This is a genomic window from Pseudoflavitalea sp. G-6-1-2 (assembly GCF_012927185.1).
Classification (GTDB): Bacteria; Bacteroidota; Bacteroidia; order Chitinophagales; family Chitinophagaceae; genus Pseudobacter.
On record NZ_JABBGB010000002.1, the window covers coordinates 322,728 to 347,281 of the forward strand.

General features: G+C 45.3%; 26 protein-coding genes. 11 read left to right on the forward strand and 15 right to left on the reverse strand.

The annotated features are described in order from the left end of the window. Positions 1 to 269: 269 nt before the first annotated feature. Complete coding sequence (locus tag HHL16_RS10965) at positions 270 to 1,226, reverse strand: ADP-ribosylglycohydrolase family protein (RefSeq protein WP_169425248.1); 957 nt, start codon at positions 1,224 to 1,226, stop codon at positions 270 to 272. Between the two features lie 234 nt (positions 1,227 to 1,460). Further along, on the reverse strand, positions 1,461 to 1,874 hold the full coding sequence (locus tag HHL16_RS10970) for a putative quinol monooxygenase (protein ID WP_169425249.1): 414 nt from the start codon (positions 1,872 to 1,874) through the stop codon (positions 1,461 to 1,463). Between the two features lie 192 nt (positions 1,875 to 2,066). On the opposite strand from HHL16_RS10970, the gene HHL16_RS10975 reads away from it, so the two are divergent. Continuing rightward, positions 2,067 to 2,891: a hypothetical protein gene (locus HHL16_RS10975; RefSeq protein ID WP_169425250.1), complete on the forward strand. Its 825-nt coding sequence runs from the start codon at positions 2,067 to 2,069 to the stop codon at positions 2,889 to 2,891. A 149-nt stretch (positions 2,892 to 3,040) separates the two neighbouring features. Beyond that, positions 3,041 to 3,196, forward strand: a complete 156-nt coding sequence (locus HHL16_RS10980; RefSeq protein ID WP_169425251.1) for a hypothetical protein — start codon at positions 3,041 to 3,043, stop codon at positions 3,194 to 3,196. A 108-nt stretch (positions 3,197 to 3,304) separates the two neighbouring features. Here the strand turns inward: HHL16_RS10980 and HHL16_RS10985 are convergent, their stop codons facing one another. The 4 genes from HHL16_RS10985 to HHL16_RS11000 all read right to left on the reverse strand — a co-directional run bounded on the left by HHL16_RS10985 (position 3,305) and on the right by HHL16_RS11000 (position 9,936). Further along, a complete protein-coding gene (locus HHL16_RS10985; RefSeq protein WP_169425252.1) occupies positions 3,305 to 4,171 on the reverse strand; it encodes a hypothetical protein in 867 nt (288 codons plus the stop codon). Positions 4,172 to 4,372: 201 nt separating this feature from the next. Next, positions 4,373 to 7,075 (reverse strand): discoidin domain-containing protein, encoded by a 2,703-nt coding sequence (locus tag HHL16_RS10990; RefSeq protein WP_206022381.1) that lies wholly within the window; start codon positions 7,073 to 7,075, stop codon positions 4,373 to 4,375. Positions 7,076 to 7,581: 506 nt separating this feature from the next. After that, entirely contained in the window at positions 7,582 to 9,267 is a 1,686-nt protein-coding gene (locus HHL16_RS10995) for an amidohydrolase (protein WP_169425253.1), read from the reverse strand. Positions 9,268 to 9,453: 186 nt separating this feature from the next. Further along, a complete protein-coding gene (locus tag HHL16_RS11000) occupies positions 9,454 to 9,936 on the reverse strand; it encodes a hypothetical protein (RefSeq protein ID WP_169425254.1) in 483 nt (160 codons plus the stop codon). Between the two features lie 110 nt (positions 9,937 to 10,046). Here HHL16_RS11000 and HHL16_RS11005 point away from each other — a divergent pair, with 110 nt between their 5' ends. Both HHL16_RS11005 and HHL16_RS11010 read left to right on the forward strand, forming a co-directional pair. Beyond that, a complete protein-coding gene (locus HHL16_RS11005; protein ID WP_169425255.1) occupies positions 10,047 to 10,652 on the forward strand; it encodes a hypothetical protein in 606 nt (201 codons plus the stop codon). 6 nt (positions 10,653 to 10,658) lie between these two features. Then, positions 10,659 to 11,579, forward strand: a complete 921-nt coding sequence (locus HHL16_RS11010) for a nucleotidyl transferase AbiEii/AbiGii toxin family protein (RefSeq protein ID WP_169425256.1) — start codon at positions 10,659 to 10,661, stop codon at positions 11,577 to 11,579. 52 nt (positions 11,580 to 11,631) lie between these two features. Here HHL16_RS11010 and HHL16_RS11015 read toward each other — a convergent pair whose 3' ends face one another. Together HHL16_RS11015 and HHL16_RS11020 are read right to left on the reverse strand one after the other, a co-directional pair. Further along, positions 11,632 to 12,417, reverse strand: a complete 786-nt coding sequence (locus tag HHL16_RS11015; RefSeq protein ID WP_169425257.1) for an alpha/beta hydrolase — start codon at positions 12,415 to 12,417, stop codon at positions 11,632 to 11,634. A gap of 65 nt (positions 12,418 to 12,482) precedes the next feature. Next, positions 12,483 to 13,373, reverse strand: coding sequence for a helix-turn-helix domain-containing protein (locus HHL16_RS11020; protein ID WP_169425258.1), 891 nt, complete (start codon positions 13,371 to 13,373; stop codon positions 12,483 to 12,485). Positions 13,374 to 13,611: 238 nt separating this feature from the next. Between HHL16_RS11020 and HHL16_RS11025 the strand changes: the two genes are divergently transcribed. Both HHL16_RS11025 and HHL16_RS11030 read left to right on the forward strand, forming a co-directional pair. Next, complete coding sequence (locus tag HHL16_RS11025) at positions 13,612 to 14,823, forward strand: acyltransferase (RefSeq protein WP_169425259.1); 1,212 nt, start codon at positions 13,612 to 13,614, stop codon at positions 14,821 to 14,823. Positions 14,824 to 14,926: 103 nt separating this feature from the next. Beyond that, positions 14,927 to 15,844, forward strand: coding sequence for a VOC family protein (locus HHL16_RS11030; RefSeq protein ID WP_169425260.1), 918 nt, complete (start codon positions 14,927 to 14,929; stop codon positions 15,842 to 15,844). Positions 15,845 to 16,238: 394 nt separating this feature from the next. Here HHL16_RS11030 and HHL16_RS11035 read toward each other — a convergent pair whose 3' ends face one another. After that, on the reverse strand, positions 16,239 to 17,096 hold the full coding sequence (locus HHL16_RS11035; protein WP_169425261.1) for an AraC family transcriptional regulator: 858 nt from the start codon (positions 17,094 to 17,096) through the stop codon (positions 16,239 to 16,241). 11 nt (positions 17,097 to 17,107) lie between these two features. Further along, positions 17,108 to 17,506: a helix-turn-helix domain-containing protein gene (locus tag HHL16_RS11040; RefSeq protein WP_169425262.1), complete on the reverse strand. Its 399-nt coding sequence runs from the start codon at positions 17,504 to 17,506 to the stop codon at positions 17,108 to 17,110. Positions 17,507 to 17,554: 48 nt separating this feature from the next. Here HHL16_RS11040 and HHL16_RS11045 point away from each other — a divergent pair, with 48 nt between their 5' ends. From HHL16_RS11045 to HHL16_RS11055, 3 genes are all read left to right on the forward strand, one after another. Continuing rightward, entirely contained in the window at positions 17,555 to 18,022 is a 468-nt protein-coding gene (locus tag HHL16_RS11045) for a DUF3291 domain-containing protein (protein ID WP_206022382.1), read from the forward strand. 129 nt (positions 18,023 to 18,151) lie between these two features. Next, the gene (locus tag HHL16_RS11050; RefSeq protein WP_169425263.1) at positions 18,152 to 18,388 is read left to right on the forward strand and encodes an RNA-binding protein; all 237 of its coding nucleotides are present in this window, start codon (positions 18,152 to 18,154) and stop codon (positions 18,386 to 18,388) included. Positions 18,389 to 18,519: 131 nt separating this feature from the next. Then, positions 18,520 to 18,858, forward strand: coding sequence for a TfoX/Sxy family protein (locus tag HHL16_RS11055; RefSeq protein ID WP_169425264.1), 339 nt, complete (start codon positions 18,520 to 18,522; stop codon positions 18,856 to 18,858). A gap of 92 nt (positions 18,859 to 18,950) precedes the next feature. Here HHL16_RS11055 and HHL16_RS11060 read toward each other — a convergent pair whose 3' ends face one another. The 3 genes from HHL16_RS11060 to HHL16_RS11070 form a co-directional block, all read right to left on the reverse strand. Further along, positions 18,951 to 19,697, reverse strand: a complete 747-nt coding sequence (locus HHL16_RS11060; RefSeq protein WP_169425265.1) for a Bax inhibitor-1/YccA family protein — start codon at positions 19,695 to 19,697, stop codon at positions 18,951 to 18,953. A gap of 208 nt (positions 19,698 to 19,905) precedes the next feature. Continuing rightward, the gene (locus tag HHL16_RS11065) at positions 19,906 to 20,649 is read right to left on the reverse strand and encodes an SDR family oxidoreductase (protein ID WP_206022383.1); all 744 of its coding nucleotides are present in this window, start codon (positions 20,647 to 20,649) and stop codon (positions 19,906 to 19,908) included. A 2-nt stretch (positions 20,650 to 20,651) separates the two neighbouring features. Further along, positions 20,652 to 20,858 carry a 4-oxalocrotonate tautomerase family protein gene (locus HHL16_RS11070; protein ID WP_169425266.1) on the reverse strand — a complete coding sequence of 69 codons (207 nt, stop codon included), beginning with the start codon at positions 20,856 to 20,858 and terminating at the stop codon, positions 20,652 to 20,654. A 202-nt stretch (positions 20,859 to 21,060) separates the two neighbouring features. Between HHL16_RS11070 and HHL16_RS11075 the strand changes: the two genes are divergently transcribed. Further along, positions 21,061 to 21,975: a helix-turn-helix domain-containing protein gene (locus tag HHL16_RS11075; RefSeq protein ID WP_169425267.1), complete on the forward strand. Its 915-nt coding sequence runs from the start codon at positions 21,061 to 21,063 to the stop codon at positions 21,973 to 21,975. Positions 21,976 to 21,984: 9 nt separating this feature from the next. Here HHL16_RS11075 and HHL16_RS11080 read toward each other — a convergent pair whose 3' ends face one another. Next, positions 21,985 to 22,407, reverse strand: coding sequence for a DUF6326 family protein (locus HHL16_RS11080; protein WP_169425268.1), 423 nt, complete (start codon positions 22,405 to 22,407; stop codon positions 21,985 to 21,987). Positions 22,408 to 22,713: 306 nt separating this feature from the next. On the opposite strand from HHL16_RS11080, the gene HHL16_RS11085 reads away from it, so the two are divergent. Further along, a complete protein-coding gene (locus HHL16_RS11085) occupies positions 22,714 to 23,652 on the forward strand; it encodes a hypothetical protein (protein ID WP_169425269.1) in 939 nt (312 codons plus the stop codon). Positions 23,653 to 23,727: 75 nt separating this feature from the next. On the opposite strand, the gene HHL16_RS11090 is transcribed toward HHL16_RS11085, so the two are convergent. Then, positions 23,728 to 24,549, reverse strand: coding sequence for a hypothetical protein (locus HHL16_RS11090; protein ID WP_169425270.1), 822 nt, complete (start codon positions 24,547 to 24,549; stop codon positions 23,728 to 23,730). Positions 24,550 to 24,554: the final 5 nt, after the last annotated feature.

The window sequence follows — 24,554 nt, forward strand, 5'->3', positions numbered from 1 at the left end:
CTTAACCTGAGTATTTATTTGACAAAGAATATCTGGGAAAAAGACAAAGCTTGGGCCTAAGCATTGATTGCATGCGCAAAATCTGCTATGATGAATGTTCCCAAATCTGCTAAATATGTGGCTGTGGCTGATAATATTGCTGCATCGCTCGACAAAGGAATATTCCCAGATAATAAACAAATCGGTCAGTGGTATAAGAGACCAATAAATAAAGTGTTTTTGACAAGCTCAAAAAGCACATAAATCATGCAACATAGCCATGATTTAGCTTACGCTTTGTACAAGGTTTCTGTAAGCCTGATTGAAAGATCATCAATATCTTTTCTTCTTGCAATTGCGTCAATCCAATGCTGAGGAATATTATCGTATCCATACAACAATGCACACAATGCGCCGGTTACCGCACCTGTTGTATCTGTGTCTGATCCCAGATTCACAGCTTTCAATACTGCATCATGATAATTATCGGAGGTAAGCAGGCTCCATACAGAAGCTTCGAGCGTATGAAGCACGTAGCCGGAACTGAATATCTGCTCATTGGGAAGTTCGTAGATATTGCCTTTAAGTAATCGGTCGAACAACATAACTTCTTCCGTATTGATGCGCAATTGAATGAGATGAGCTGTAATGCTTCCTTTCAGGTTTTCGTAAACAGTGAATTTGTTTTCTCCTTTCATCAGTTGGAGACAAAATTCTATATAGTAAAAACAGGCAATCACCGATCGGATATGTGCATGGGTAATGGATGAAACAAGTTTGATGGTTTCATACCGTTTGTCGATCTCCATTCCGGAAACATAGAATGCAAGCGGTGCAATGCGCATCAAAGAACCATTGCCATTGGAAGACGTATCGAACCCGCCTGCGAGATCAGGCCTTGTCCCACTTTTTAAGGTAGTGATGGCTTCATTGGTTGCATTGCCAATGTCAAAAACATTTCCTCTTGCTGTCCAGTAATTGTGATCCCGCCATTGAATGAAATTATCAGCTATCTGTTGAAGACTAAACGGAAGAGTCAGGGCTTCGGCCAGACAGAATGTGAGTGAGCTGTCGTCAGACCAGGTTCCGGGAGGTTGATTATGTGTGCCGTATCCAATCATATCCGAAACAGGATTTTGCGATATCCCTTCACGGCTTCTGAATTCAACAGGCACTCCCAATGCATCTCCAACTGCTACGCCAAACAGAACAGACTTTACTAATCCAGATAACTCTTCTTTATTCATTGCAGGGGTATTTAGAATTGTTCAAGATATGTAAAAAATCTGTTCCTTTTTCGTATGAATATAGTGGTTATATAAGTTGTACTAAAATGCCTGTAAGCGCTGATGCTTACAGGCATTTTGTTTTCTGGCAATTATGTTATTGAAGAGTCTTTTTAGAATTATTGGCTTCTTCATCGAGCTGTATCTAAATTCATTCACATAATGCCTTGTATATTTTCAGGCTACCAATCGTTTTTATTTCGCAAACAGCAACTGTCCTGCATGCACTTCTGGTTTGCCTTCAATCAGCGATTCCAGTTTTGCCATGAATGCTTTCAGATAAGGCTGCTGCCAGTGTTGATCGAGATCTGGTTGCGAGCGCCATACTTCGTACAGGAATATAGTGCCATCTTTTTCTTCATGAAGATTGTAGAAGATACTGCCTGGTTCTGCCTTTGTTTGTTTGGCCAGCGCAATGAGTGCCGAACGAAGCTCATCTGCTTTACCTTCCTTTGGTCGCAGAAATCCATAAATACTCACTGATTTTGCTGTATCGATGCTCGTGGTCTGTGCTTTTTTAGCGTTGTGTTTTGCAGCAATACCCTTTTGTGCATAGGTAGCTGAGAGAACAAATAAAGCCGTTACGGTTAAAGCTAATCTGGGGAACATGATTTGTTGTTTATTTCACCTCAAAGATAATGTGGTTGGAAATTGAAAAAACAACCTGGAAGGATGGCGGGCTCCCGCAATGGGATAAACGCTACCGTCTTACGGTGTTGGTTTACCAGATTACTCATTATTAACATTCCCTTCCGGAATTGACCTTGTGGTTTTCGGTAGATTATATACAAATCATTTTATATGGCTATCCTTACAGGTAAAATCAAATTCACCGGCAGATGCGGAGATCTGATTGGTTACAAGCGCAATGGAGTATCATGCTTACGCAGCATGCCGATGGAAGTAAAGCAAACGAATGCCACAAAAAAAGCTGCAAAACGTTTTGGCGAAGCCAGCCATACCGGCAAACTCATCAGGAATGCTTTGGCGCCCTATCTGTATGGAAAGAAAGACAGAGAACACGTCAATCGGCTCAATAAAACACTCATTCAGTCAGGTGTGGCAGGACTCAGCGGTTATCGTTTTAATCGGCTAACGTCTGCCTCGCAATTCATGCAATCTCTCCTGCCTGGAGAAGATAACATACTCCGCATCACCAGCATCATAGCGCCTCGACATTTAAAGGTTACTCATATGGAATACAAACTCATTTCTATGCGATTGGATATCACCACCGGTGAAGTTCTTCAATCGCGTGAGCGATCTTACACCCATAAACTGGTGGCGTGGACAGAAGATTTTACACCTGTTGAATTAGATGGCAACCTCCCCGGAAAAGGCACACTGATTGTTGTGTTGCAGGTTAATCCGTATCAGGGAAAATACCCTTTATATGATAAACGATACCATGCTACAGACATCATTAAAGTAGAGGTGCCCTCAACAAATACACTCTCTAAAAAGCAGCGAAGAAGGCAACAAAAAATCGTGCATTCAAAACCACAACCGGCACAGAATTCGCTGCATACAAGCGACAAGCAGGAGTTGCAATCTGTGTCGGATTTAGTTACGGCAACAAGCAACCCTGTTACTCAAAATTATCGTCTGAAAGAACAGCGGGAATAATAATCTGAAATCGTACTTATTCACTATTTCATTTTTTCACTCCGAAGCATGGCTTCGCGGACTGTTATTTTCTCTACCCTCGTTTTTCTGCAATTTCTACACTAATTGTATTCCTCGTGTTACCTCTATCATTATCTAATCCACTTCAAATGCTGTTGCCCACTCTCCGCAACAACAAAACCACCTCTTCATTCCTCGATAACATCATGTACAACACACCTGCAGACCGTTTCCGGATCAAGTCCACATCAACAGCACTAAAACAGGCACCCTACCCGCTCCATACTGCCTCTTCAGCTACTTAATACCTGCTCTGCTATCTATGCAAGGTCCGCTTTGTGTGTACCTGTCACAGGGATAATAAGCCCCGCTACATACATAGCGGGGCTGCCATTGTTTTTCTATAAGACCTTTTAGAACACAGGCGCTTCCGCAATATTTTTTACAGGCACCGGCCATACCCCGGGCGCAGGAAACGACACTCCCTTATTTGCACCCTGTACCTTGTTATCCTGCCCAAAATAATAGAGAGGCCATCCCTTGTAAGTCAGCTGCTTCTTTCCAAATACATCGATTGTACCAAACAATGTTTTATCCAATACAGAAGGCACTGCACCGACTGCACCCTCAAACACTGGCCACACGCCGTTATTCGAAAAATCTGGTTTAGTAAAATTATTCTTGTCTTTTTTGTCTTTGGAAAATGCATACAATGTAATGCCATTGGCATCGGTGAAGTAAATGGTTTTGCCAACTCCTTCAACATATGCTGATGTATAGGATTTACCATCGTGGCCTATCAATTGTGCATTTGCGAGCATAATGCTGTAATCTGGTTTAGCCACAAACCAAACGCCATTCACTCCTTCGCCACCAGTAGCGCCGGCAGCCTCCTGCTGATTGGTACCTCCTGTTGCAGGAGCATAGTAGTACAATGGATGTCCTTTGTAGCTAAGCTGTTTCTTTCCGCTGGTTGTAGTGATCTGTTTGAAATCATTTGCATCAAGCCCTTTGCCGATAACACTGGCTGTTAAATTATCTGCATTGAAAACCGGCCAAACCAGTTCGCATCCGCCTGTGCAGGTATTGGCGCCTGCCGCATCATTGGCGAAATAATAGAGAGAACGACCATCCCCATCCACCAATATGGAGCCTAATGTACTATTGGCAGATAACTTTACAGACAGTTTTGTTTCTGGTGTTTCATTGTTATTGTCTTTACTGCAGCTGACAAAAGATATTGCCAGCGCCGGCAACAGCGCTAATAATGTAAGTTTCATGTAATGATTGATTAATTGTGACGGTAGAATTGATCCGTGGTTTCTTTACACTTCAATCTTACGCGACAGCATTAACGTCGGTTGCTTCTGTATAAAAATTTATTTTTGATATGAAACGGTCATAATGATGAAACCCGCTCCAAAGGCGGGTTTCATCTGTTTTACCTCTATTCTTAAATGACGTTCTTCGGATAAGCAACTTTATTGCTTCACTATTATTCTTACCAGCTGCTCTTCGCCATTGGTTGCATACAGGTAATACGTTCCGTTTGGTTGATTAAACAAATTGAAATGCGCTACACTCACCAGACTATTCCCTGCAATGATGCAGGAACTGATCACTCGTCCATTCTGATCGCAAAGCCTGAACGTATACTGCTTGTCCCGCATCTTGTTCAGAATAAGCACCGTCAATGGTCCGCGTGTAGGGTTCGGCGCAATCACCAGTTTGAATTTCTCCGTTTTGCTTTCTGTTCCGTACACTATGAACCTGCGATCTGCCGTATCTGCTGCGAGATAGTTTTCATTTCCCGGCTGAACCGCCTTCAACACCACTTCACCTTCTCCATTGAATCGGATGGCATCACCCCATACACTTGCCGGGCCTGATGCTACAAAGTAACTTACCGGTAAGCCGGAACTGGCCGTTGCACCTGGTGTAAGTGTGGCTGTTCTCAATTGACTGCTGATATACGGGAAGTTGATCTGCTGAGCAGCTTTGGCAATATTGAAACTTATTTCTGCCGAGGCGGCAAGATAGTTTTCATTGCCGGCCTGTGAAGCTTTCAGCGTTACGCCACCCGCTCCGTTGATGCTCAGTAATCCTTCAGCATTCAATGAAACAGATCCGGATACCACTTCAATGGTAACCGGGAGATGTGCGTCAGAAGCGGCTTGCGGAGTAAATGCCGCATCTCCGTAAGTTCTGTCGCTGATCGGCTCGAATGTAACGGTCTGTGTTGCCTTCTCTACAGCAATGATGCGCTCAACCGGTGCTGCCGGAAAATAATTGGTGTCTCCCGCTTGTGTAGCCCGAAGTACGATCTCTCCTGCCCCATTCACGGTGAGTATGCCTTCTTCATTCACTGTAGCATTTCCCGAAACAACCTCCAGCGTAACAGGCAATGCTGAACTGGAACTTACCGTGAGTTCTACAGGATCATCTCCGAATGTGATGGCAGGAATATCCCCAAAGGAGATCGTCTGCAATTTTCGTTGCCATAACTCCCACTCTGCAAATTGCGTATTGTTGTTATTGCCATTTGAGAGTATGTTGAGTCTGTAATAACGATAGGCTGTTGTGTTGCTGATTTCAAATGTTCGGGTGAGCAGCCGCGTGGGGAAGTCTTCGTTCGTACGGGTATCGATGGTCGTCCAGCTGGTGCCGTTATTGGAGCCCTGCAGATTCCAGTCTTTCGGATCTCTTTCTTCCACATCATTGGCTGATGTGATGGTGTATCTTGTAACAATGGCCGGAACCGTTGAACGGTACTGCACCCACAGCGCTTTCTTTCCGTTCTGATAATACTTCGTATTGATATCGTTATCGATGATATTCGGGAAATTCTCCAGCGGTCTGTTGCTCACAAACTGTGCTGTTACCACACCGCCGTTATCGGTGATATCGAATGCTGCTGTATTTCCGCCGGGAATCTCCGGCAGGTACACTTTTGCTTCATTTGCAATTTGCGCTATGCGTGTGCGCAAAAGCGCCCGCAGCGTATTGTTCAGCTGATCTGCTGTTGCAATGTTCTGTACTGCTGCTGCTCCCAGACGCTCTTCGAGCTGTTGCAGATAAAGGCTTCTTGGCAGCAGGTGTGTGCCCCAGCTTTCCCAGTATCCCGTCCCGTTCTTAGCGGTGCCGATACATCCGATTCCCCAGTTCATGGCTGCAGCAGGACTCTCCACTTTGATGCCACTCTTAGTGGATTGCAAATTCCAGAACATGATCTGCGCCCCTGCCCATCCATGTCCGCTTCCCATGGCTTTTCGGTTCTGCACCTGAATTTGTCCGCCATAAATATTATCATACAACTGACCGGTGGCCCATCTGTGATGCGGACCAATATCCGATTGTGTATTTTCTGAAACGCAATCCAGAAAAACATTCGGGCCAGGCACTTTCGATCCGCTCACATAATCGTGACGGCCTCCCCAGGTGATGCAACGCTGAAACAAATTGGAAGTAGCATTGCCCTCCAGATTGAAAGAATATTTTCTGCCGCCTGTTGTTACCGACTTAGGATCGATCATTGCGCAATCCTGCACGGTATTGAAACGGCTCATATTTGAAAGGCTTACAGCTGCATATCCGAAATACTTTACCACCACATCGCGCACCCAGCAGTTTTCAGCGCGATTGAACTGAATGCCGTTCCAGCCGTGGTTTTCATCGCTGTCGCCTTCAAAGTCTGATTCCAGACGCATGTTCTCTACGCCGCTTTCTGCAATGCGACCGGTGATATTCGATTTAAATACTTCGCCTCCGCCATATTGAATTTCCATCGGGTCCATTACGGGAATATCAATGGTGATGGTGTTTCCGTTCACTGCTGTGATCTTTCTTTCGAAGGTGGTCTTGTATCCGGATGCTGCCCATCCGTATTGCGCCATATCCAGCAGCGTGATCCATGCATCATTGGGCGTGCGTTGAATCACTACGTTATCGCCGGGCGCAAATGTATGTCCGGCTGCTACTTCAAAACTTTTGTCGCCGGTGGCTACATAGTTCTGTGTTATGCGTGCCTTGGTGCCGGCTATCTCTCCATAGCCGCTGCCGCTGCCCTGCAAAACAATGAGGGTGTGTTGTGATTTCTGTGTTGCATCGAGCACGGTGCCATCGATGCCATTGCCTTCGCCGCGCAAATACAACGCCGGAGGCGCGGATAGTGATTGTACCTTCAATAAGATACAATCCTTTTTTCAGCAGCACAGCGCCGCGGAACCCGCTGGCATCGGGCGTTAGCGCCGATACGCGATCGATCGCAGCCTGAATCAGCGCCCGGCAATCTCCCTGCTGCGGATTTACGGTTTCTGCAACTGGAATATCCGGAAGTTGTACGCCGCCACCGCGATAACCTGCATTGGAAAAATCTGGAACATGATTGACTGCCTCAGTCTGTCCCTGGTTTGCGTAAGGAGTGTAAACCAGTTTGCCGTTTTGAAGATAGAGCAACGGTGTTTGTGCCGATGCATTGAAAGAAGAATACAGTAAAATGATGACAAGCAATAGCCGCCACATTGGTGTAGTGGTTTTCTGCATACAGTATGTTTTGGTGCAGGCATTAAACTACTACCAATCAAGTTATCCTGACTAAGCGATTATTGCATTGTGTTGAGTTATTTGTACACCAAACAAAAAGGCCATGCCGGATATTCGTACCCCGCATGGCCTTTGGTTACATCATTGGTTATTTTTTGTACACGCTCTTGCCTTCTTTGATGGTTTCCAGCACTACAATGTCTTTGATATCATCCATCGGAACCTTCAGTGGATTTTTATCCAGTACAACAAAATCAGCCAGCTTGTCTCTGGTGATGGTTCCCTTTCTGCTTTCTTCAAAATGCTGATATGCGCTCCAGTCTGTGATGCACTTCAGTGCTTCGTAAGGCGTCAATCGCTCCTGTTCTCCGATGATGGCGCCCGATCTGGATGTTCGTGCAACTGCCGTCCAGATCACGCGCATGAGATTGGGAAGCGCTACGGGTGCATCTGTATGAATGGTAAGGTGTAATCCTTTTTTGAGTGCTTTTCTGGTTGGACTGATGAGATTCCCAAGCGAATCTCCAATCAGTTGCTTATGCCAGTCGCCCCAGTAGAATGTATGCAATGGAAACAACGATGCCATGATATTCCATTTCTTCAGCGAGTCCAGCTGGTCTTCACGGACATACTGTCCGTGTATCATCACATCTCTTCTTTTAGCGTTCCCATATTGCTGAATGCTGGGTTTGATGCATCGGATCATCTGATCCACCGCCGCATCTCCATTGGTATGTGTGATGATCTGCCAGCCATTTTTAAAGGCAGAATCATAAATGGCCGCTACATCGGCATCGTTGGGTATGGCAGGATAACCTTTATAGGAACTGTCCTGCCCCGGAGGAGGCAGCAGATAGGGAATGGTGCGCCATGCAGTCCGCCCCTGCGGAGACCCATCCAGCGTGAGTTTCAGCCCGGCTATGCGATAGTGGTTCTGATAGTTGCTGTCGTACCATTTCGTATGCATGTATTTGGAGTAGGCATAATCGATATAAGCAACCACATCAAGTTTGAAGAACTTGTTTTCTGCTGCCTGTGCAAGCAGTTGATGACTATCCATCGCTCTTCCTTCCTGTGCGGTGGTATAGCCGTAACTCAGCGCCATATCCTGACCAGCAGTGAGAAATCTCGCAGCCGCTTCCGGTGTTTTTGGAGCCATGGCTACCTGAAAATTCGGAATGGCTGCGAGTTCTTCCAGCACACCATTGGGTTCCAGTGAGCCCGGCATCCTTCTGATTACACCACCCGCAGGGTCTGGCGTTGAAGCAGTGATGTTAAGCGCTTTCAATCCGGCTGAGTTCACTGCACAGAAATGTCCGGATATATGGATCACCATTATCGGAATGTCTTTTGAAACCGAATCGAGATCGAGTTTGGTGGGATGTCTGCGTTCTTCGAGTTGCGAATCATCGTATCCCATTCCGAAGATCCATCCGGTAAGAGAAAGGTTGTCGGGAGTATTCCACTCCCGCAGGGTTTGCAGCAGCTGCGGAATATTGGTCACTTTGGCATCGGGCGGAGGAAGTATCTGCGCACCGATGGCCTGTGCCTGAAATCCTCCGAAATGCGCATGCCCGTCGATGAATCCGGGAAACATGGCATGATGGTTCAGATCGAACATGGCCGTTGAATCATCTTTGTATTTTTCGGTCTCTGATTGTTTTCCTGCAAAAATTATTTTTCCGTCTTTAACAGCAACGGCTTCAACATAGACAGCGGAATCCCCTTCCATTGTTACAATTTCTCCATTGTAGTAAATGCTGTCTGCCTTTATGTTGTTGCAGCTGGCTGCAAACAAACCACAGCATGCGATTGCCCAAAGAATTGATTTCATTATGTGTTGATTAGTGATTGATCGAAATGCAATCAGTCTAAGGCAGGCGGGGCGCTGATAGAACGTCTAACGCAATCAGATACACTAATGTAGGCAGAAATGAGAATCTGTAAATGGATGAAGAATGAAATTTAAGACCTGCTGCCCATTTCAGGAAATACCGGGCAGGAACATTGTGATATCAGTTCACTGTTTCTCCCAGTGACCCGTATCTGAAGTGCAGTAAAAATAAGCCAGATTGTTGCTCTCCTCCCCTCCCATTTGTTTTTCGCTGATAATGCTGATGCCGAGATCTTTGAATGAGTACGAACCTTCTTCCTGCTCTGTAATGGCAACATGCGCAGACAGCTCTTCAGCAATAAGATCCACATCATCCGTAAATCCGAATTCAATATCGAATACCCTGATCTTTTTGCAATGATGCATTTCCACTTCTTTCAGCAGATCATTGCGGTCGTAAAGCAGAAAGAAATATTCTCCGGATGCATCCATTCTGTTGTACACATCCCTTCGTTGATTGATGGGCTCTTCGTCGGGAAAGTGAAACTCTTCGTTCTCTTCTTTGTGAGTATTGCCGAGCAATACGCGTGCAATCTCTCTGGAGATGCCGAATGGCAGCCGCACTGTATCGAGTATCACTTCTCTTTTGGGATTGTATTGCAGTATCATAACGGAGGGAAGGTACGATAATCATGAAACAAGGAAGAATTGCCGCAAAGCATTTTTCTTTTACGGTTATTTAAGTAATTTCCAGCCTGGATTTGTAAATATTAACATACATGCCGGATACCCCTGTTCCATTTGAGCTGCATATTACCACCGTTCCGCTTTCTCCTGCAGAAATACCGGCATTCACTGATTTTTGCATAGATCGAAATGCAAAACCACTCCTGATTGAATTGGAAAGAGGAGAATTTATTGAACAGCCAATGTTCAACAAGGTGGTGGTTTGTGCCAATCTTCAGGAGGCCTTAATTATTGCAACATCATATTCGGAAGAACTGATAGAAAAAAGCTGGCTGGTAAAAAGATTGAAGATCGAAATCCCTGCCTATTGTTTTGAAACATGGAAACAACCTGCATCTAATCATCAACCTTATTTTGAGTGGCATGGAAAGATAAAAGGAGAAGTATCCCGAAATCTTCAAGAGTTATGCGAACAGCATAAAGCACATCTTTCTCTGAATGCGTTGAATAAAAAAGGAAATATCCGGTTCATTACACTGCGTGAGTTCGGCTCCAGGCTTAAGTTTGAAAAAAGAGTACATGGGCTGATACAGGATATTCATGCGTCAGAATTGCCATTGCTCAAACACATTTCAGAGTACTGTGTGTACGACAATAATGTTTTTCTCGATAACGGATGGTTACCCTCCCCAAAATAATTTATTATGATATTTAATCCGGACAGGAAACATATTGAGATCATTGCATATGAAGCTTTTCTACGAAGGGCTGCCAGTACTGATCTGCCTTTTATGCTTAAAGGCAGTTATCTGACACGGCAATATTTCGCAAACCCTGAAGATAGAATTCCCAACGACATTGATTGGGTGTATATTAATGGACGACTCGATCACAAAGAGGAAGCTGTGGCTTCATTTGAAAAATGGGTTACAGACATCAGCGAATTACATGGAAACGATGGTGTAAAATTCAGGAGTTTCAGAGAGAACCCATTCTGGAGACAGATCGATTATGCTATGGATGATGATTTTCCAACAACCAGTACCGATCTCGATTGTGAAGTTGACGGAGAAACAGGTCCACCCTGCCGCATCGATATTTCCTTCAATCTGCCAATAAATATAGACGGTGTATTTTTGCAGTATAAACCATTGAGAGGTACAGCATTTAACATTGAAAACACTGCACCGCTTGCATTGCAGGTTTCATGGAAACTACATCAGACTTTGGTCAGACCCAGATACAAAGATCTTTTTGATCTGATGCATCTGGTAATCCATCCGGCATTTACTGCCGATACCCTGCAAATAACATTGCGTGAACTCGAACGGGAATGCGCACTCGATAATACAGATCCTTTAAGGCTCAACTATCTTTTGAATGGGGGCTGGGATGAATTGTTTTATCAAAACTCTTCTGCAAGAACATGGGAAATATGGAGACATGGTCAACTTCATTTGCTGGAAGGCTACGATGTTTACAATGATATAGCTATTGAGATCACCAATCCCGATAAACTTCCCGAAACATTAACTGAATTCAAAGAGCTGTTTTCAGCAGCCTTCCGCCGCGCTGGTTTTTATTCCGTAGATTTCAATCAGGTTTTCGGATTGGGGCTGCTCTAAACGGAAAAGCCTGCGTGCAAAGCGCACACAGGCTTCCTCCTGAAAAAGCAACTTATTTTGATATTGCCTTCGCTGCTGCGTCGATCACTGCCGCTACCTTAGCTGGTTGAGATATGAATACCACATGGCTTCCTTTGATCTCCGTTACTTTGGTATTTGAACGTTTGTACATAGCCCGTTGAATTTCCGGAACAATGCTTTTATCCTCTGTGGCCACTACTGCGTAGCTCGGTTTTGTTCTCCAGGCAGCTTCTGTGAGTTTGGTTGCAAATCCTTTGGCATAGAAAGCGCCTTGCGATGCATACATGAAATCTGCTGCTGCTTTGCGAAGGTCTGCGCAGAATCCTGCATGGAATTTTTCTTTGCTGTAGTAAACAATGCCTTTATCATCCGGTGCAAGCACTCCGTTCTCCGGTGCTGGAGGCGCTGTCTGCAACCATTGGCCTGCTGTTTCGCCTTTGTCTGGCTGGAGGGCCGCAATGTATACGAGTCCGGCTACTTTGGGGTGATTGCCTGCTTCTGTGATCACCGCTCCGCCCCATGAGTGGCCGGCGAGTATGGCTGGTCCGTCGAGTTTGTCGAGCGCTGACTGAGTAGCTTTCACATCATCTTCGAGTGAAGAAAGCGGATTCTGCATCACCACTACATTATAGCCTTTCTTTACGAGCTGCTCATACAGACCTCTGTAACCCGATCCGTCTGCAAATGCTCCGTGAACCAATACCACATTCTTTACCTGTTGCGCCGATGCTTCTGCAGGATTGGCGATGGCTGAGGCTCCGATGGCTACTGCGATTGCTGCTGATTTGATCCGGTTGCTGATAGTTTGCTTTTTCATCTTTTTAGCTGTTGAGTTGTTTGTTTTAATCAACAGTACAAAGTTGCGATGAAAAAGCCCCCTGGCTAATGCGTGGATTTCCCGGACACTTGCAATTTTTTCCCTTCTTCAGCAATTGCAATGGTATTTCTGAAATCGAGTGGCGATTGGCGGGTCAGTTTCTTGAAGAAATTGGAGAAGTGAGACATATCCTCAAATCCCAGATCATACCCTATCTCTTTCACAGGCAGGTCGGTAAATGTCAGCTGCCGTTTGGCTTCGATGAGTATGCGCTCCTGAATCACCTGCGAGGGAGATTTATCGTTATAGATGGCAAACAGGTTCGATAATGTTTTGGGCGATTTGAAGAGCTGTTTCGCATAAAAACTCACTGCGTGTTCCGTTCTGAAATTGGCTTCCACCAACAGATTGAATTTCCTTACCAGATGGAATTTCTCATCCTTCATTTTGGTTTCGGGTATGTAGGCGGAACGGGCCAGCTTCGTTACCAGTATGATCAGCCTTTTGAGCAGCACCAGCAACATCTCGTGCTGTATGCGGTCTGCAGTTTTGAATTCTTCTATGAATACATCCAGCAACAATTGAAGCCGGTGCAGGTCCGATTCTGCCGGCTTAATGAAAAGATGCTCCGTTGTTCCGAATAGAAAACCCACACAGCTCACTTCACTGTCGTGATCGATGATGCAATAGAACTCCCGGTTGAACTGCCAGGCCACAATGTTCTTCGCATCCTCAAATTGGTAACTCTGGTCGAATAACAACGTGAGTATGCAATCCTGAGGAAACTCATATGGATTGCCATCGATGGTGATGGTCTGTTTCGGCCCCCGGTTCCAGGCTATGGTGAAATATTTATTGGCTCTGTCCCGGCCAAACCAGTTGCGGTGAAGGTTCTCTTCCCCGGCAAAAAGCAGCATGGCAGCGCCTGTTTTCTCATTATCGATCCTGAATTTCATGCGAGTGTTATCTGATGAGTCAACAAATGTATCGATTCACACTTCTTTCTGCAAATAGTTGCAGAAGCCCGGGAAAGCAGTATCTTACACCCCGGAAACGCTTAGTCCCGCTAAGCATCCATCTTCCGCCTCATCCTCTGAAATCCCGCACCGATCTCCGCTGAAGCAGATCTCCTCCAATACGATATGATCCCTAATTGCACTATCCCTAGACAATCAAAGATCCTGCAACCATATCATGAAAGAGTCTGGCGTATATTTCAAAGGACTGAATGGCCTCCGCTTTTTTGCTGCTTTTCTTGTGCTGATGATGCACGGAGAAATGATGAGAAACAACTACAATCTCTTCAACCTGCAAGGGGTAACATTATTTTCTTCCGGAGCCATTGCCGTTGAGTTTTTCTTTGTGCTGAGCGGTTTTCTCATTACTTATCTGCTGTTGGTTGAGCACAAAAAAACATCCACCATCAGCATCAGGCATTTCTACTGGAGGCGCGTTCTGCGCATCTGGCCGCTCTACTACATTGTACTTATTTTGGGTATGGCCGTAATTCCCATTGTTTCGAAATACCTGCATCTCGATTTCGATCAGCCCTACCCTGTTGTAGGAGGCGCATTGCTCTTTGCCTTCTTCCTTCCCAATCTGGCGGTTAGTCTATGGGGCTTCAATTTCATCGGACCACTCTGGTCCATTGGTGTGGAAGAACAGTTCTATTTCTTCTGGGCTCCACTGATGAAATATTTCAAGCGATATGCTTTGCAGTTGTTTATCGGCATCATCGTTATACGTTTTGCGTTCTATGCTTTTACGCATCATATCAAAGATGCTTTTGAAGGAACCGGACTGGTGGTGGCCTTTCTCAGAACCCTGAAATTCGAAGCCATGGCCATGGGTGGACTCGGTGCCTGGCTGCTCTTTCATCACAAAGAGCGGTTGATGAAGCAGCAGATCTTCAGCATCGGCATTCAATGCTTATTCCTTGGATTGATCGTACTTCGTTTTACACTTCATAAAACATTGGTGGAAACTGATAATGTTGCAGGAATCATTTACAGCGCACTCTTCAATCAGTTCTATTCCTTCTTACTATTGGAAGGATTGTTTCTCTGGCTGATTCTCAATGTAAGCAGCAATCCACGAACCATCATCCGCACAGAGAACATGGTTTTGAATTTCCTTGGCAATATTTCTTACGGCATCTATATGTATCACACCATTGTGCTGCTGGCAATGATCAGGGTTTTGCAGAACGTGCTGCGGCCATTGTCGCCCGTTGTATCCACCATTGTGCTGTATGTGCTGGCAGGAAGTTGCACCGTTTTGGTGGCATGGCTGAGTTACAGACTGATTGAATCGAGGTTCCTGAAACTGAAAAACACATTTGCACCCAAAGGGGGAAAACCGGCAGCAGCGCCGGTTCCCGCGGCTGAGCCTGTTTTGCCGGAATAGCCCCACACAAGAATGCTGGCATAAGATTTTTACTCTTTTGCAGGGAGCAGGAACTATTTTTGTTGTTCCACTTCCATCATTTCTTCATCCTAATGTATTGTTTATGCAAAAGATCATCCCGCATTTGTGGTACGATAAAGAAGCAAAAGAAGCAGTAGCGTTCTACACATCTATATTTCCTGAGTCCAAAGTACTGCACAGTATTGTGCTGCGCGATACGCCTTCCGGAGACTGTGATGTAATCGGATTTACATTATGGAACCAGGAGTTCATGGCCATCAGTGCAGGTCCGTATTTCAAACTCAATCCCAGCATTTCTTTCATCGTAAATTTCGATCCGTTGTTCTTTTCCGGGTCGCCTGACAAAGAAAAAGCTGCCGGTGATAAGTTGGAAGAAATATGGAATAAGCTCTCCGATGGTGGCACGGCGCTGATGCCGCTCAACGAATATCCGTTCAGCAAAAAGTATGGGTGGATACAGGATAAGTACGGTCTCTCCTGGCAGTTGATGCTGGGCAAACCCGATGGAGATCCGCGCCCTGCCATTGTTCCCGCATTCATGTTCATCAAAGAAAATTACGGACGTGCAGATGAGGCCATCGACTACTATCTCGCTGCATTCAAAAATTCGAAGGATGGCTTCCGGGTTCGTTATCCTGCCGGTACACCAAATGAAAAAGAGAATGCAGTGATGTATTCGGATTTCATGCTCGGGAATCATTGGTTCGCTCTCATGGAAAACAACTATGAGCACAACTTCAATTTCAACGAAGCCGTGTCTTTCATCATCAACTGCGAAGATCAGCAGGAGATCGATTACTACTGGGAGAAGCTTTCCAAAGTACCGGAGTCGGAGCAGTGCGGATGGGTGAAAGATCAGTTCGGAGTATCCTGGCAGATCAGCTATGCCGCTATGGAACAGGCTTTCGCTACCGGCTCACAGGAGCAGATCGACAGACTCACCAAAGCATTTATGCCCATGAAGAAGCTTGATGTAGAAAAACTGAAAGCAGCCATGTAATGAACAGGTTGCATCGAAATATTACAAAACCCGCTATCAAAGCGGGTTTTGTTGTCAGAGCAAGGGTCATGTAGTTCTCCCGATAGATTCCTTTTCTGTGGATTCTTTCTTCGCTGAAGCGAACCGGATGACCGATTCCAGGAATGGCAATCCCACAAATACAACCCAGGGTACCAGACACAGGGTAATAAGCATGGTCCTCAGGGGTAGTGGCAATGCAGACAGCTTTTCGCCGAACGCGGCCATAAATAAAGTAATGGATGGATATAGAACACTCCAGATTTTGAGCGATAGTATTATCCTGGCTTTTGGTTTCATGCAATTCAATTTTATGAATGCAAAGCTAGTTTCGCCAAAAGCCGGGAAACAGGACAAAAATCGAATTCCGTAGTACTTATCTGAAACTGTTTCTGAAATCTGCGGGCGAGTAACCGGTATGTTTTTTGAAGAAGCGGACAAAGTACGAAGGGTCTTCGTAACCCAGTTGCCAGGCTATTTCCTTAATCTGACTATCGGTGGCAAGCAGGTACCGTTTAGATTCGAGTATCACATAATCGTTGAGCACTTCCGAACTGTTCTTTCCCAGCATTTGACGAGTGATGGAATTGAGTTGATAAGGCGAAAGATTCATCATGCCCGCATATGCTGAAACCTGCTTCACTTCAGTGATATTGGCTTCGAGCAGTTCGAGGAATTTATCCAGCTGCTCCTGCTGCAGACTGTTTTCTGAAGTGGTGGTGGGATTGTTTTGCATTCTGAGCAACGAGATCAGCAATACATCGAGGTTGGCACGGATCACATCTTCGTACCGGCTATTCTTATCCGTGTATTCCTGCAAAGTTTCACCTAGCAGATTGGAGAGCTTGCTGAAACTGGCAGCATCCAGTTGATAATAACTTTTATTGCTGGCGCTGCGAAGCAGTTTGCCGGCGGCTTTTTCGCGGCCACTGGTGAATTCTGCTCCAAACTGCAACATATATCCTGTGCTGTCTGCTTTCAGTTGCAGCTGATGCACCTGACCCGGACGAATAAAGAAGATGGTTCTGTTGGTTATTTTATGCGAATTGAAATCGATCTCATGCACACCTTCTCCACGTTCAATTACCATCATATGATAATAATCGTGGCGATGCAGATGCTGTTTCATGTCTGCTCCTTTCAGCATTTGCTGAATGCTGCGAATGCTGAAGCTACCTGTAATGCGGGCCCGTTGAAAAGAAGATTTGAGCGTTCTGACCGGGATCTTAGTCATTAACCAATTATTTAGTTCAAAGTGGCATCCAGCATCTGCCTGATGGTGAGTACGTTGTTGAGATGAAGCATTCCCCAATCCTGCAACTGATTCAGCAGCGGCAGCAATGAGCGGCCTTTCTCCGTGAGTGCATAATCTACTTTCTGGCGTTTGGGATCGTATTGCGTGCGGGTGATCACTTCATCGCGTTCCAGTTCTCGCAGGTGTTCCGACAGTATTTTTCTGCTGATATTCGGAATGATGCGGTAGAGATCGTTGTAGCGCAACGGCCCTTCAGACAAATAACAGAGTATGCAGGGCTTCCATTTGGTAGCAAATAATTTCAGCGTTGCAATTACTGAACACTGTTCGTTTAAAACGATGCTCGTTCTTTTTCTGGCCGGTAACCTTTTCGTAACCTCTTGTTCCATGATTTCGCCGGGTTTAATTTTACAAATCTATCGTCAAATTTATTCATAATGGAATTTCATCTCGCACAAATCAATATCGCCAAAATGCTGGCACCGGCCGATAGTCCGGTTATGGCTGAATTCATGGATAATCTCGACAGGATCAATGCCATTGCCGATCAGAGCGAAGGTTTCGTCTGGAGACTACAGGAAGAAGCCGGCAATGCCACTTCCGTTCGGGTATACAACGACGACTTTATTTTAGTGAATATGTCCGTATGGACCAACGCGGATACCCTGCACCAGTTCACGTATCAGACCGCACATTCAGACATCATGCGGAAGCGTAGGCAGTGGTTTGAGAAGATGCAGCAGATGCATATGGTGTTATGGTACATCCCTGCCGGAACCACACCCTCCGTTGAGGAAGCTGTAGCCCGCCTCGATCATGTAAGGCAGCATGGAGATACGCCTTATGCATTTGGATTCAGAAGCAGGTTTACACCGGAGCAAGCAAGAGAATACATCAATGCATAAAGTGTTGATATTACACTGCCTTACGGTTAACCAAAACCCTTGGCACGACTGCCATTCAACGATTATTTTTAATTTGTCAGGTTAAGGTTTATCGGTATCTTCGGTATCTACCTTAACCTCAATATTTCTATGAAAATTGCTATTACAAACCTGAACAGCCGCACAACGGTTGATCATTTGAAAAGGCTACTGTTTCCATTCGGAAATGTAAGGTCGGTTACCATCGAAGGCAGAGATCCCGCCGGCAGATCCAGTTGTACAGGAATCGTGAGAATCGACTACCGCGCAGGCCTGATGGCCATTGAAAGATTGAACAATCTCCTGTTCATGAACTTTTATCTCGAAGTATACGAACTCACAGATTAAGCTTACTCCACTTCAGTAATTGAAAAATATAGTATTCCCACTGCTAGTAAAACAGCTGTTGCATCATTAATGCACTAAACAAAAGCAGCCTACTGATTTTTTGTTTCTTCATAAATCAGTACCTTACTGGTATGGCTTACAACGAAAAACTCGCCGCCAGGGTAAGGGAATATCTTGCAGACATTCCTGCATTGAAACTGGAGGAAAAGAAAATGTTCAAAGGCCTCGCCTTTCTGGTGAATGGGAAAATGTGCATCAATATCAGCGGAGAAAACCTGATGTGCCGTTTCGATAAAGCGTTGCAGGAAGAAGTTGCAGGCAGACGCGGCTTCGAGCCCATGATCATGAAAGGAAAAGAACTCGCCGGATACTGCTACGTAAATGCAGAAGGCTACAAAACAAAGAAGGATTTTGACTGGTGGATGAATATCTGCCTCGAGTTCAACCCCAAAGCAAAGGCGTCTAAATAATCCCACTGCATCACTGCTCAGTAACTATTCCCAAAAACAAAAGAACCCTTCAGCATAGCCAAAGGGTTCACGAATATTCTTACTAAACAATATTAGTCTCTTCTGCTTCCGAACAATCTCAGCAGGAACAGGAAGATATTGATGAAGTCGAGGTACAAAGTGAGTGCACCAAGAATAGACAATTTCTTGCCTTCAGATGCAGGCACATCTCCGTATTCGATACCAGCGCCGATGCGTTTCAGTTTCTGAACGTCGTAAGCGGTAAGACCAGTGAATACCATCACACCAATGATGCTGATCACATAACCCATGGTATCGCTTTTCAGGAACATATTGATCAGCATTGCGATCACTATTCCGATGAGCGCCATCATCAGGATGCGTCCGAATGAAGTGAGGTCTTTTTTGGTAGTATATCCCATCACTGCCATCACACCAAACATGGCGGATGCTGACAGGAAGCAACCCAGTACTGAATTGGCAGTATAAGCCAGCAGAATGAAGCTGAAGCTGATACCATTAATAGCTGCATACAACATGAAGAGCAGTGTGAGCATGGGGGCTGATAATCTGCTGTAAGCAAAAGACATCAGCAACACAAAGCCCAGTGGAGCGAACATAACGATCCAGCCAAGTATATTCAGTTTGCCTGTTTCAAAACTGATGAGATAAGACAGCAGGCTCAGATTGTTCGAGAATAAGAAAGCGAACACAGCAGAAATGCCGAGCGCTACAAACATCCACATAAATACATTCGCCATGAAGCTTCTGGCAACAGTTTGTGAAGCTGCCTGCTCCTGCGTAGTGAAAAAAGAAGAATTCTGATTGAAATTATCCATATACAATCGGTTGATTTACGTAAAAATAGGAAATTCCCTGATATTGGAACTCCGTACCGGCCGAATATAGAAAGGAGATTCCATATAAGCAAGAAACCGCATCTCCCGGATGCGGCTTCGCTCGTGATTTTCACTCAAAATTGATTATCAGGATTAAAAAGCGATAAAAGTTTTGTTAACAATCTGCCAGCGGCCTGATCATGATTGATTATCTGAATGCATGCCCGGCAACCGTTCCGCCATCGACATTGATGATCTCCCCCGTGATGAAATTGCTGAGCGCAACCGTGCGCACCACTTCGGCAATATCTTCCGGCTCACCGATGCGATTAAGCAAAGCAAGACTTCCCAATGAATCAGCGTCCGTTATACCGTTCTTTCCCTGCAACGGAGACCTGATGATTCCGGGAGCAATGGTATTCACACGAATATTCTGTGCGCCGAACTCTGCTGCCAGCTGTACGGTAAGCGCATGTATCCCTCCTTTACTTACCACTGGTGCCGTAGCAGGAAAACCTGCAATGGCATGATTTACCAGCACTGTACCGATATTGATTACCGAACCGCCACCATTTTGCACCATTGTCCTGATGGCAGCCTGGCTCGTGAAAAAAGTGCCTTTCAGATTGGTGCCTAAGTATCGATCCAGATCGCTTTCTTCCACATCGAGAAATGGTTTTGCTTCAAAAACACCTGCATTGTTAACGAGTATATCCAACCGCCCGAATGCACTCACTGCGAGCGACACCAGCGCTTCTCCTGTTTCCTTCCTCCCCACATCCCCTGCCAGCATTCTTGCATTGGACGGAGCGCCCAGTTCCTCAAACGTTTTGGAAAGATTTTCTTTGCTCACGGAATTCAGCACTACATTATGTCCTGCTTCGATGAATGATTTGGCAATGGCTTTTCCTATTCCTGTTGATGCGCCTGTTACAATTACTGTCCGTTTCATAATTATGCTTTTGATTGTTTTCTTTTTTCGGTTACCTGAATGCCTGAAAGTCCCCAGTTATCGGTTTCCACTTCGCGGATGATCACATGCGTGAGATCAGGGTCTTTTTGCAATACATCGAGCAGCAGTTTTGTTACGCCGCTGATCAGTTGTGCTTTTTGCTCTCTGGTAACTCCGTCTTTGGTTACATCTATTTGTACGAAAGGCATATTCTATTGTTTACGATGATTGAATGATTGACTATGCAAAGTTGAAAAGTTCATCGCCGCGGGTAAATGGATAAAAGATCATATCACTTGCATTTTTATACCATCTTCCGGCATCATGTAGGAATTGTGCAAGTAAAAGGTGGTTTTGTCCATCCCGCGGGCAGAAGAACCTATGTATCTTAGCAGCAGTAAATCCGGGATCATGGCAAAGAAAGAAGCGCCTGTATTTCATATCGGGCAACAATGCGAGAGTATCATCGATAATATGAAAGTAACTTCATTCACCAATGAAAGTTGCACGATGGTTGAGTTTGAAGAAAATCACCGCCATCAATACTATGAGATCATCTGGTTGAGAAGAGGAAAGGGCGTGCATATGATCGATATGGTGAACTATCCTTATTCCGGATCGGTATTCTTTCTGCTTTCACCCGGACAAATACACCAGATCAGTCCGGAAGAAAAAGCCGATGGCTTTCTCATTAAATTCCTACCTGCCCTTTTCAAAGACACGAGAGATATGGAGGATACTTTGATCGGCAGCCACCTGTTCGATAATATTCAGGCTAAGCCAATGCTCACTATTCCTGCTGCCATGCATACAGTTTTTGAAGAGTTGTTGCACAAGATGGAGATCGAATACAATTCAAATGAAGAAGACAAAGAAGTGGTGCTGCACTCCTATCTGAAGATTTTGCTCACACAGATACAAAGACTCAAACGCACGCAAATAACACAGGAGCATGCGCGCGTCGATGCAGGATATCTGCTGTTCACCAAATACAAATCGGCTATCGAGCATAACTTTAAAAAATTGCACGGCGTTCAGGAATATGCAGACATGCTTTCCACACAGGCGCGTAACCTGAATGCAATTTGCAGAAAGTTCGCGGGCAAAACTGCAGGTGGATTGATTGCAGACCGCATACTGCTCGAAGCCCGGCGGGAACTGTATTACAGCACGGATAACATCAAAGGCATCGGGTATTCGCTGGGCTTTGAAGATCCGGCCTACTTCACCAGATTCTTTAAGAAACATGCCGGCATAAGTCCGCAGGAATACAAAGAAAATAATCCGAAAGCCGGACCATCGTACCTGCTGCAGGCCGGGAGTTAATTCATCATCTTACATATTCTTCGGCCATTTCACAGCAGTCACCAGAATAGTGATGGCGAGTATAGTTTCTGTTAATGCAAGAAAAACATAGAATAATCTCCATTCAGAGAAAGAGGTAACTGCAATCAGCAGCATCAGCGCTGCATAAAAAGCACCCCACACAATATTGAGCATCCTGTTGACGCGCGGCTTCAGTAAAAGCGAAAGACAGATCATCAGCGAAGGGATGGTCAGCAGCAATGTGGCTGCAAACAATTTAGCCGGACTATCCAATAGATTCTTTCCGTTTACCAGCCCTTCAGTTTTACCCGGCACATAGAGTTCAAAATAATCTCCATAGATATAGCAGAACATGAGCGAGGCCCAAAGGCCTGCGAGCTTGATTTTTACATTGACAGTAAAATCCTGTAAACCGGTTGATGTGCCTGGCATGCTAAGTTAGTTTAGGGTACTACGAATGCAGCAGGCAATATGTTACAGGGTGCTGAAAATTTAGCTGCGGTTTATCCGAAATTGCCCCAACTGTCTGGGGACCAGTACCGTGATCTTACCGATTCCGGACCATAGCGCTCTATGGAAACAGCAATTGAAGGCCGGTAAGATATGTGGAAGTATGAACCATTTTTACGGCAATTACGATTACGCATCTCCGGTAAACACATTAAATTTGAGTACATACATTCTCTTCCCGCTATCCCACCCTCATCATTCATTTCTTCCACAGCTAAAACCAAATGTATGAAGCAAATCAACCTTGCTTTGATGGCTGCTGCTATGCTATTGCTAGCCGCCTGTCAAAAAAAGAATTCCGGCGATAACCTGCCGGTAAATGATGATGCAGCTGCCAATGCCATTACAGCCGCTGCTGCCTGTCAACCAGTGTATTTCGGTCTCATTGTAGATCCGGGTACTGGTTTCAGTTATCTGTTCAAAGTGGTAGGATCGCCATCTGCCGGTCCGGTAAGTCTTTCGCCCGTGATTGGTTCTGCCGGTAGCAATCAGCTTACTACCTGCTCCGGTGCTCCAATCAAGTTTGCAACCGGTATTTCTTATGAACCAGCATCAGGTACATTCTATGGAACAACAGGGCTTCCACCCAGTTCACCTGTGAACAATATCCTGAAGTTCAACGATCCCAACTGCGTATCTCCTGCCGCAGCCGTTGTTTCAGGTTGCGCACTTTCACTCAACCTCAGCGATATCGAGCGGGATCCTGTAACCGGCGCCTACTACGCCATTAACCGTGGTACTGCCAATCCCAACAATCGTGTAGTGAAACTGGGATTACCCGGCAGTCCAACGGTGAGCTGTCTGCCTAACTTCCTTTCACCAAGTCTTTACATCCGTGGCCTCACCGTTACCTTGTCGGGCAAACTGTATGTAATGGCAGTGAATGGAACAGGGGGAAGATTGCTGGAGATCAGCACTGCATCCGGATCGATTGTGAATACGTATTCTTATCCGGGACCAATCACTCCTTCACCAGGTGTGAATATTCCTGAAATGGGGCTGCACCACGATTCGCTTTGCATCAAGCGTTTCATCACAGGAAACTATGATCCTGTAGGTCCTGCAACATTGCTCACCGACGGTATTCCTTCGGGATTGCCTGGTGGACCGGTTTATACACCATTGAGTGGTGCGATAAAACCCGTTGTGGACTTCTCTCGCCCATAAAAATTCTTAGTTCAGTTATCGTCTGATGTAGTACGGGAGCTGGTTTCATCGATTGAAGCCGGCTCCTTTTTTCAATCAGTACTCGTATGTTCTGTAAATGGTTGCATGGGCTTCACTCCTTTTCATCCGTCCCTTTCCCCGCACCTTGAACATACTTATCTCAGCTGGGTTACCGAATTCATCGTATCGATAGAAAATTTCCAGAACAGCTTTTCCTTTGAATGGTTTATAATTTTCGCTTCGAATGAGATCGCCGCGATCATTATAAGTTTCTCCCGCTGCTGCATATTTTGCTGCATAACGTTTATCGATGTCGATAGAATCTGTTCTCGGTTCCGATCCATCAGTTTTCACCTGCCTGATCAGTATCTTATTTCTTTCAGGCAGATAACGGGCATATTCTGCAGATAACAGATTGCCACGATTATCGTAAAAATTACTTTCTATGGGATTGCCAATGCTGTCGCAGGTGATGAAGGCCTGACGAAGCAATGTATTCTGATCGTTCTTGAGTATCACCTCATTCAAAAACCCTTTGCTGTCGTAATGAAAAAGAGCAGAATCGCTGCTGAACTTTCCGGCACTCCACACATTACCGGCCAGATATTTCAATTGCCTGCCGGGTTGTTCAAAATGCCAGACCATGCGGCCGGTTACTTTACCGGAATCATCATATTCGATTTTTTCAGTTTGCAATCCGGTACTGTCAAAATGAAGTGCTGTTAACTCTTTCACCGCATATTCGTCGTAGAAAGTGACTAAGCGCTGATATATTACTTTGGGAATTCTGTCTTTGAATATGCCTGGGCGGGTCTCTGTATAATATCTGTAGATCAGCTGGGCGTTGGCTGCAAATCCGAGAAGCAGTAAAAGGATGAAGGTAGATAATTGTTTCATGCACT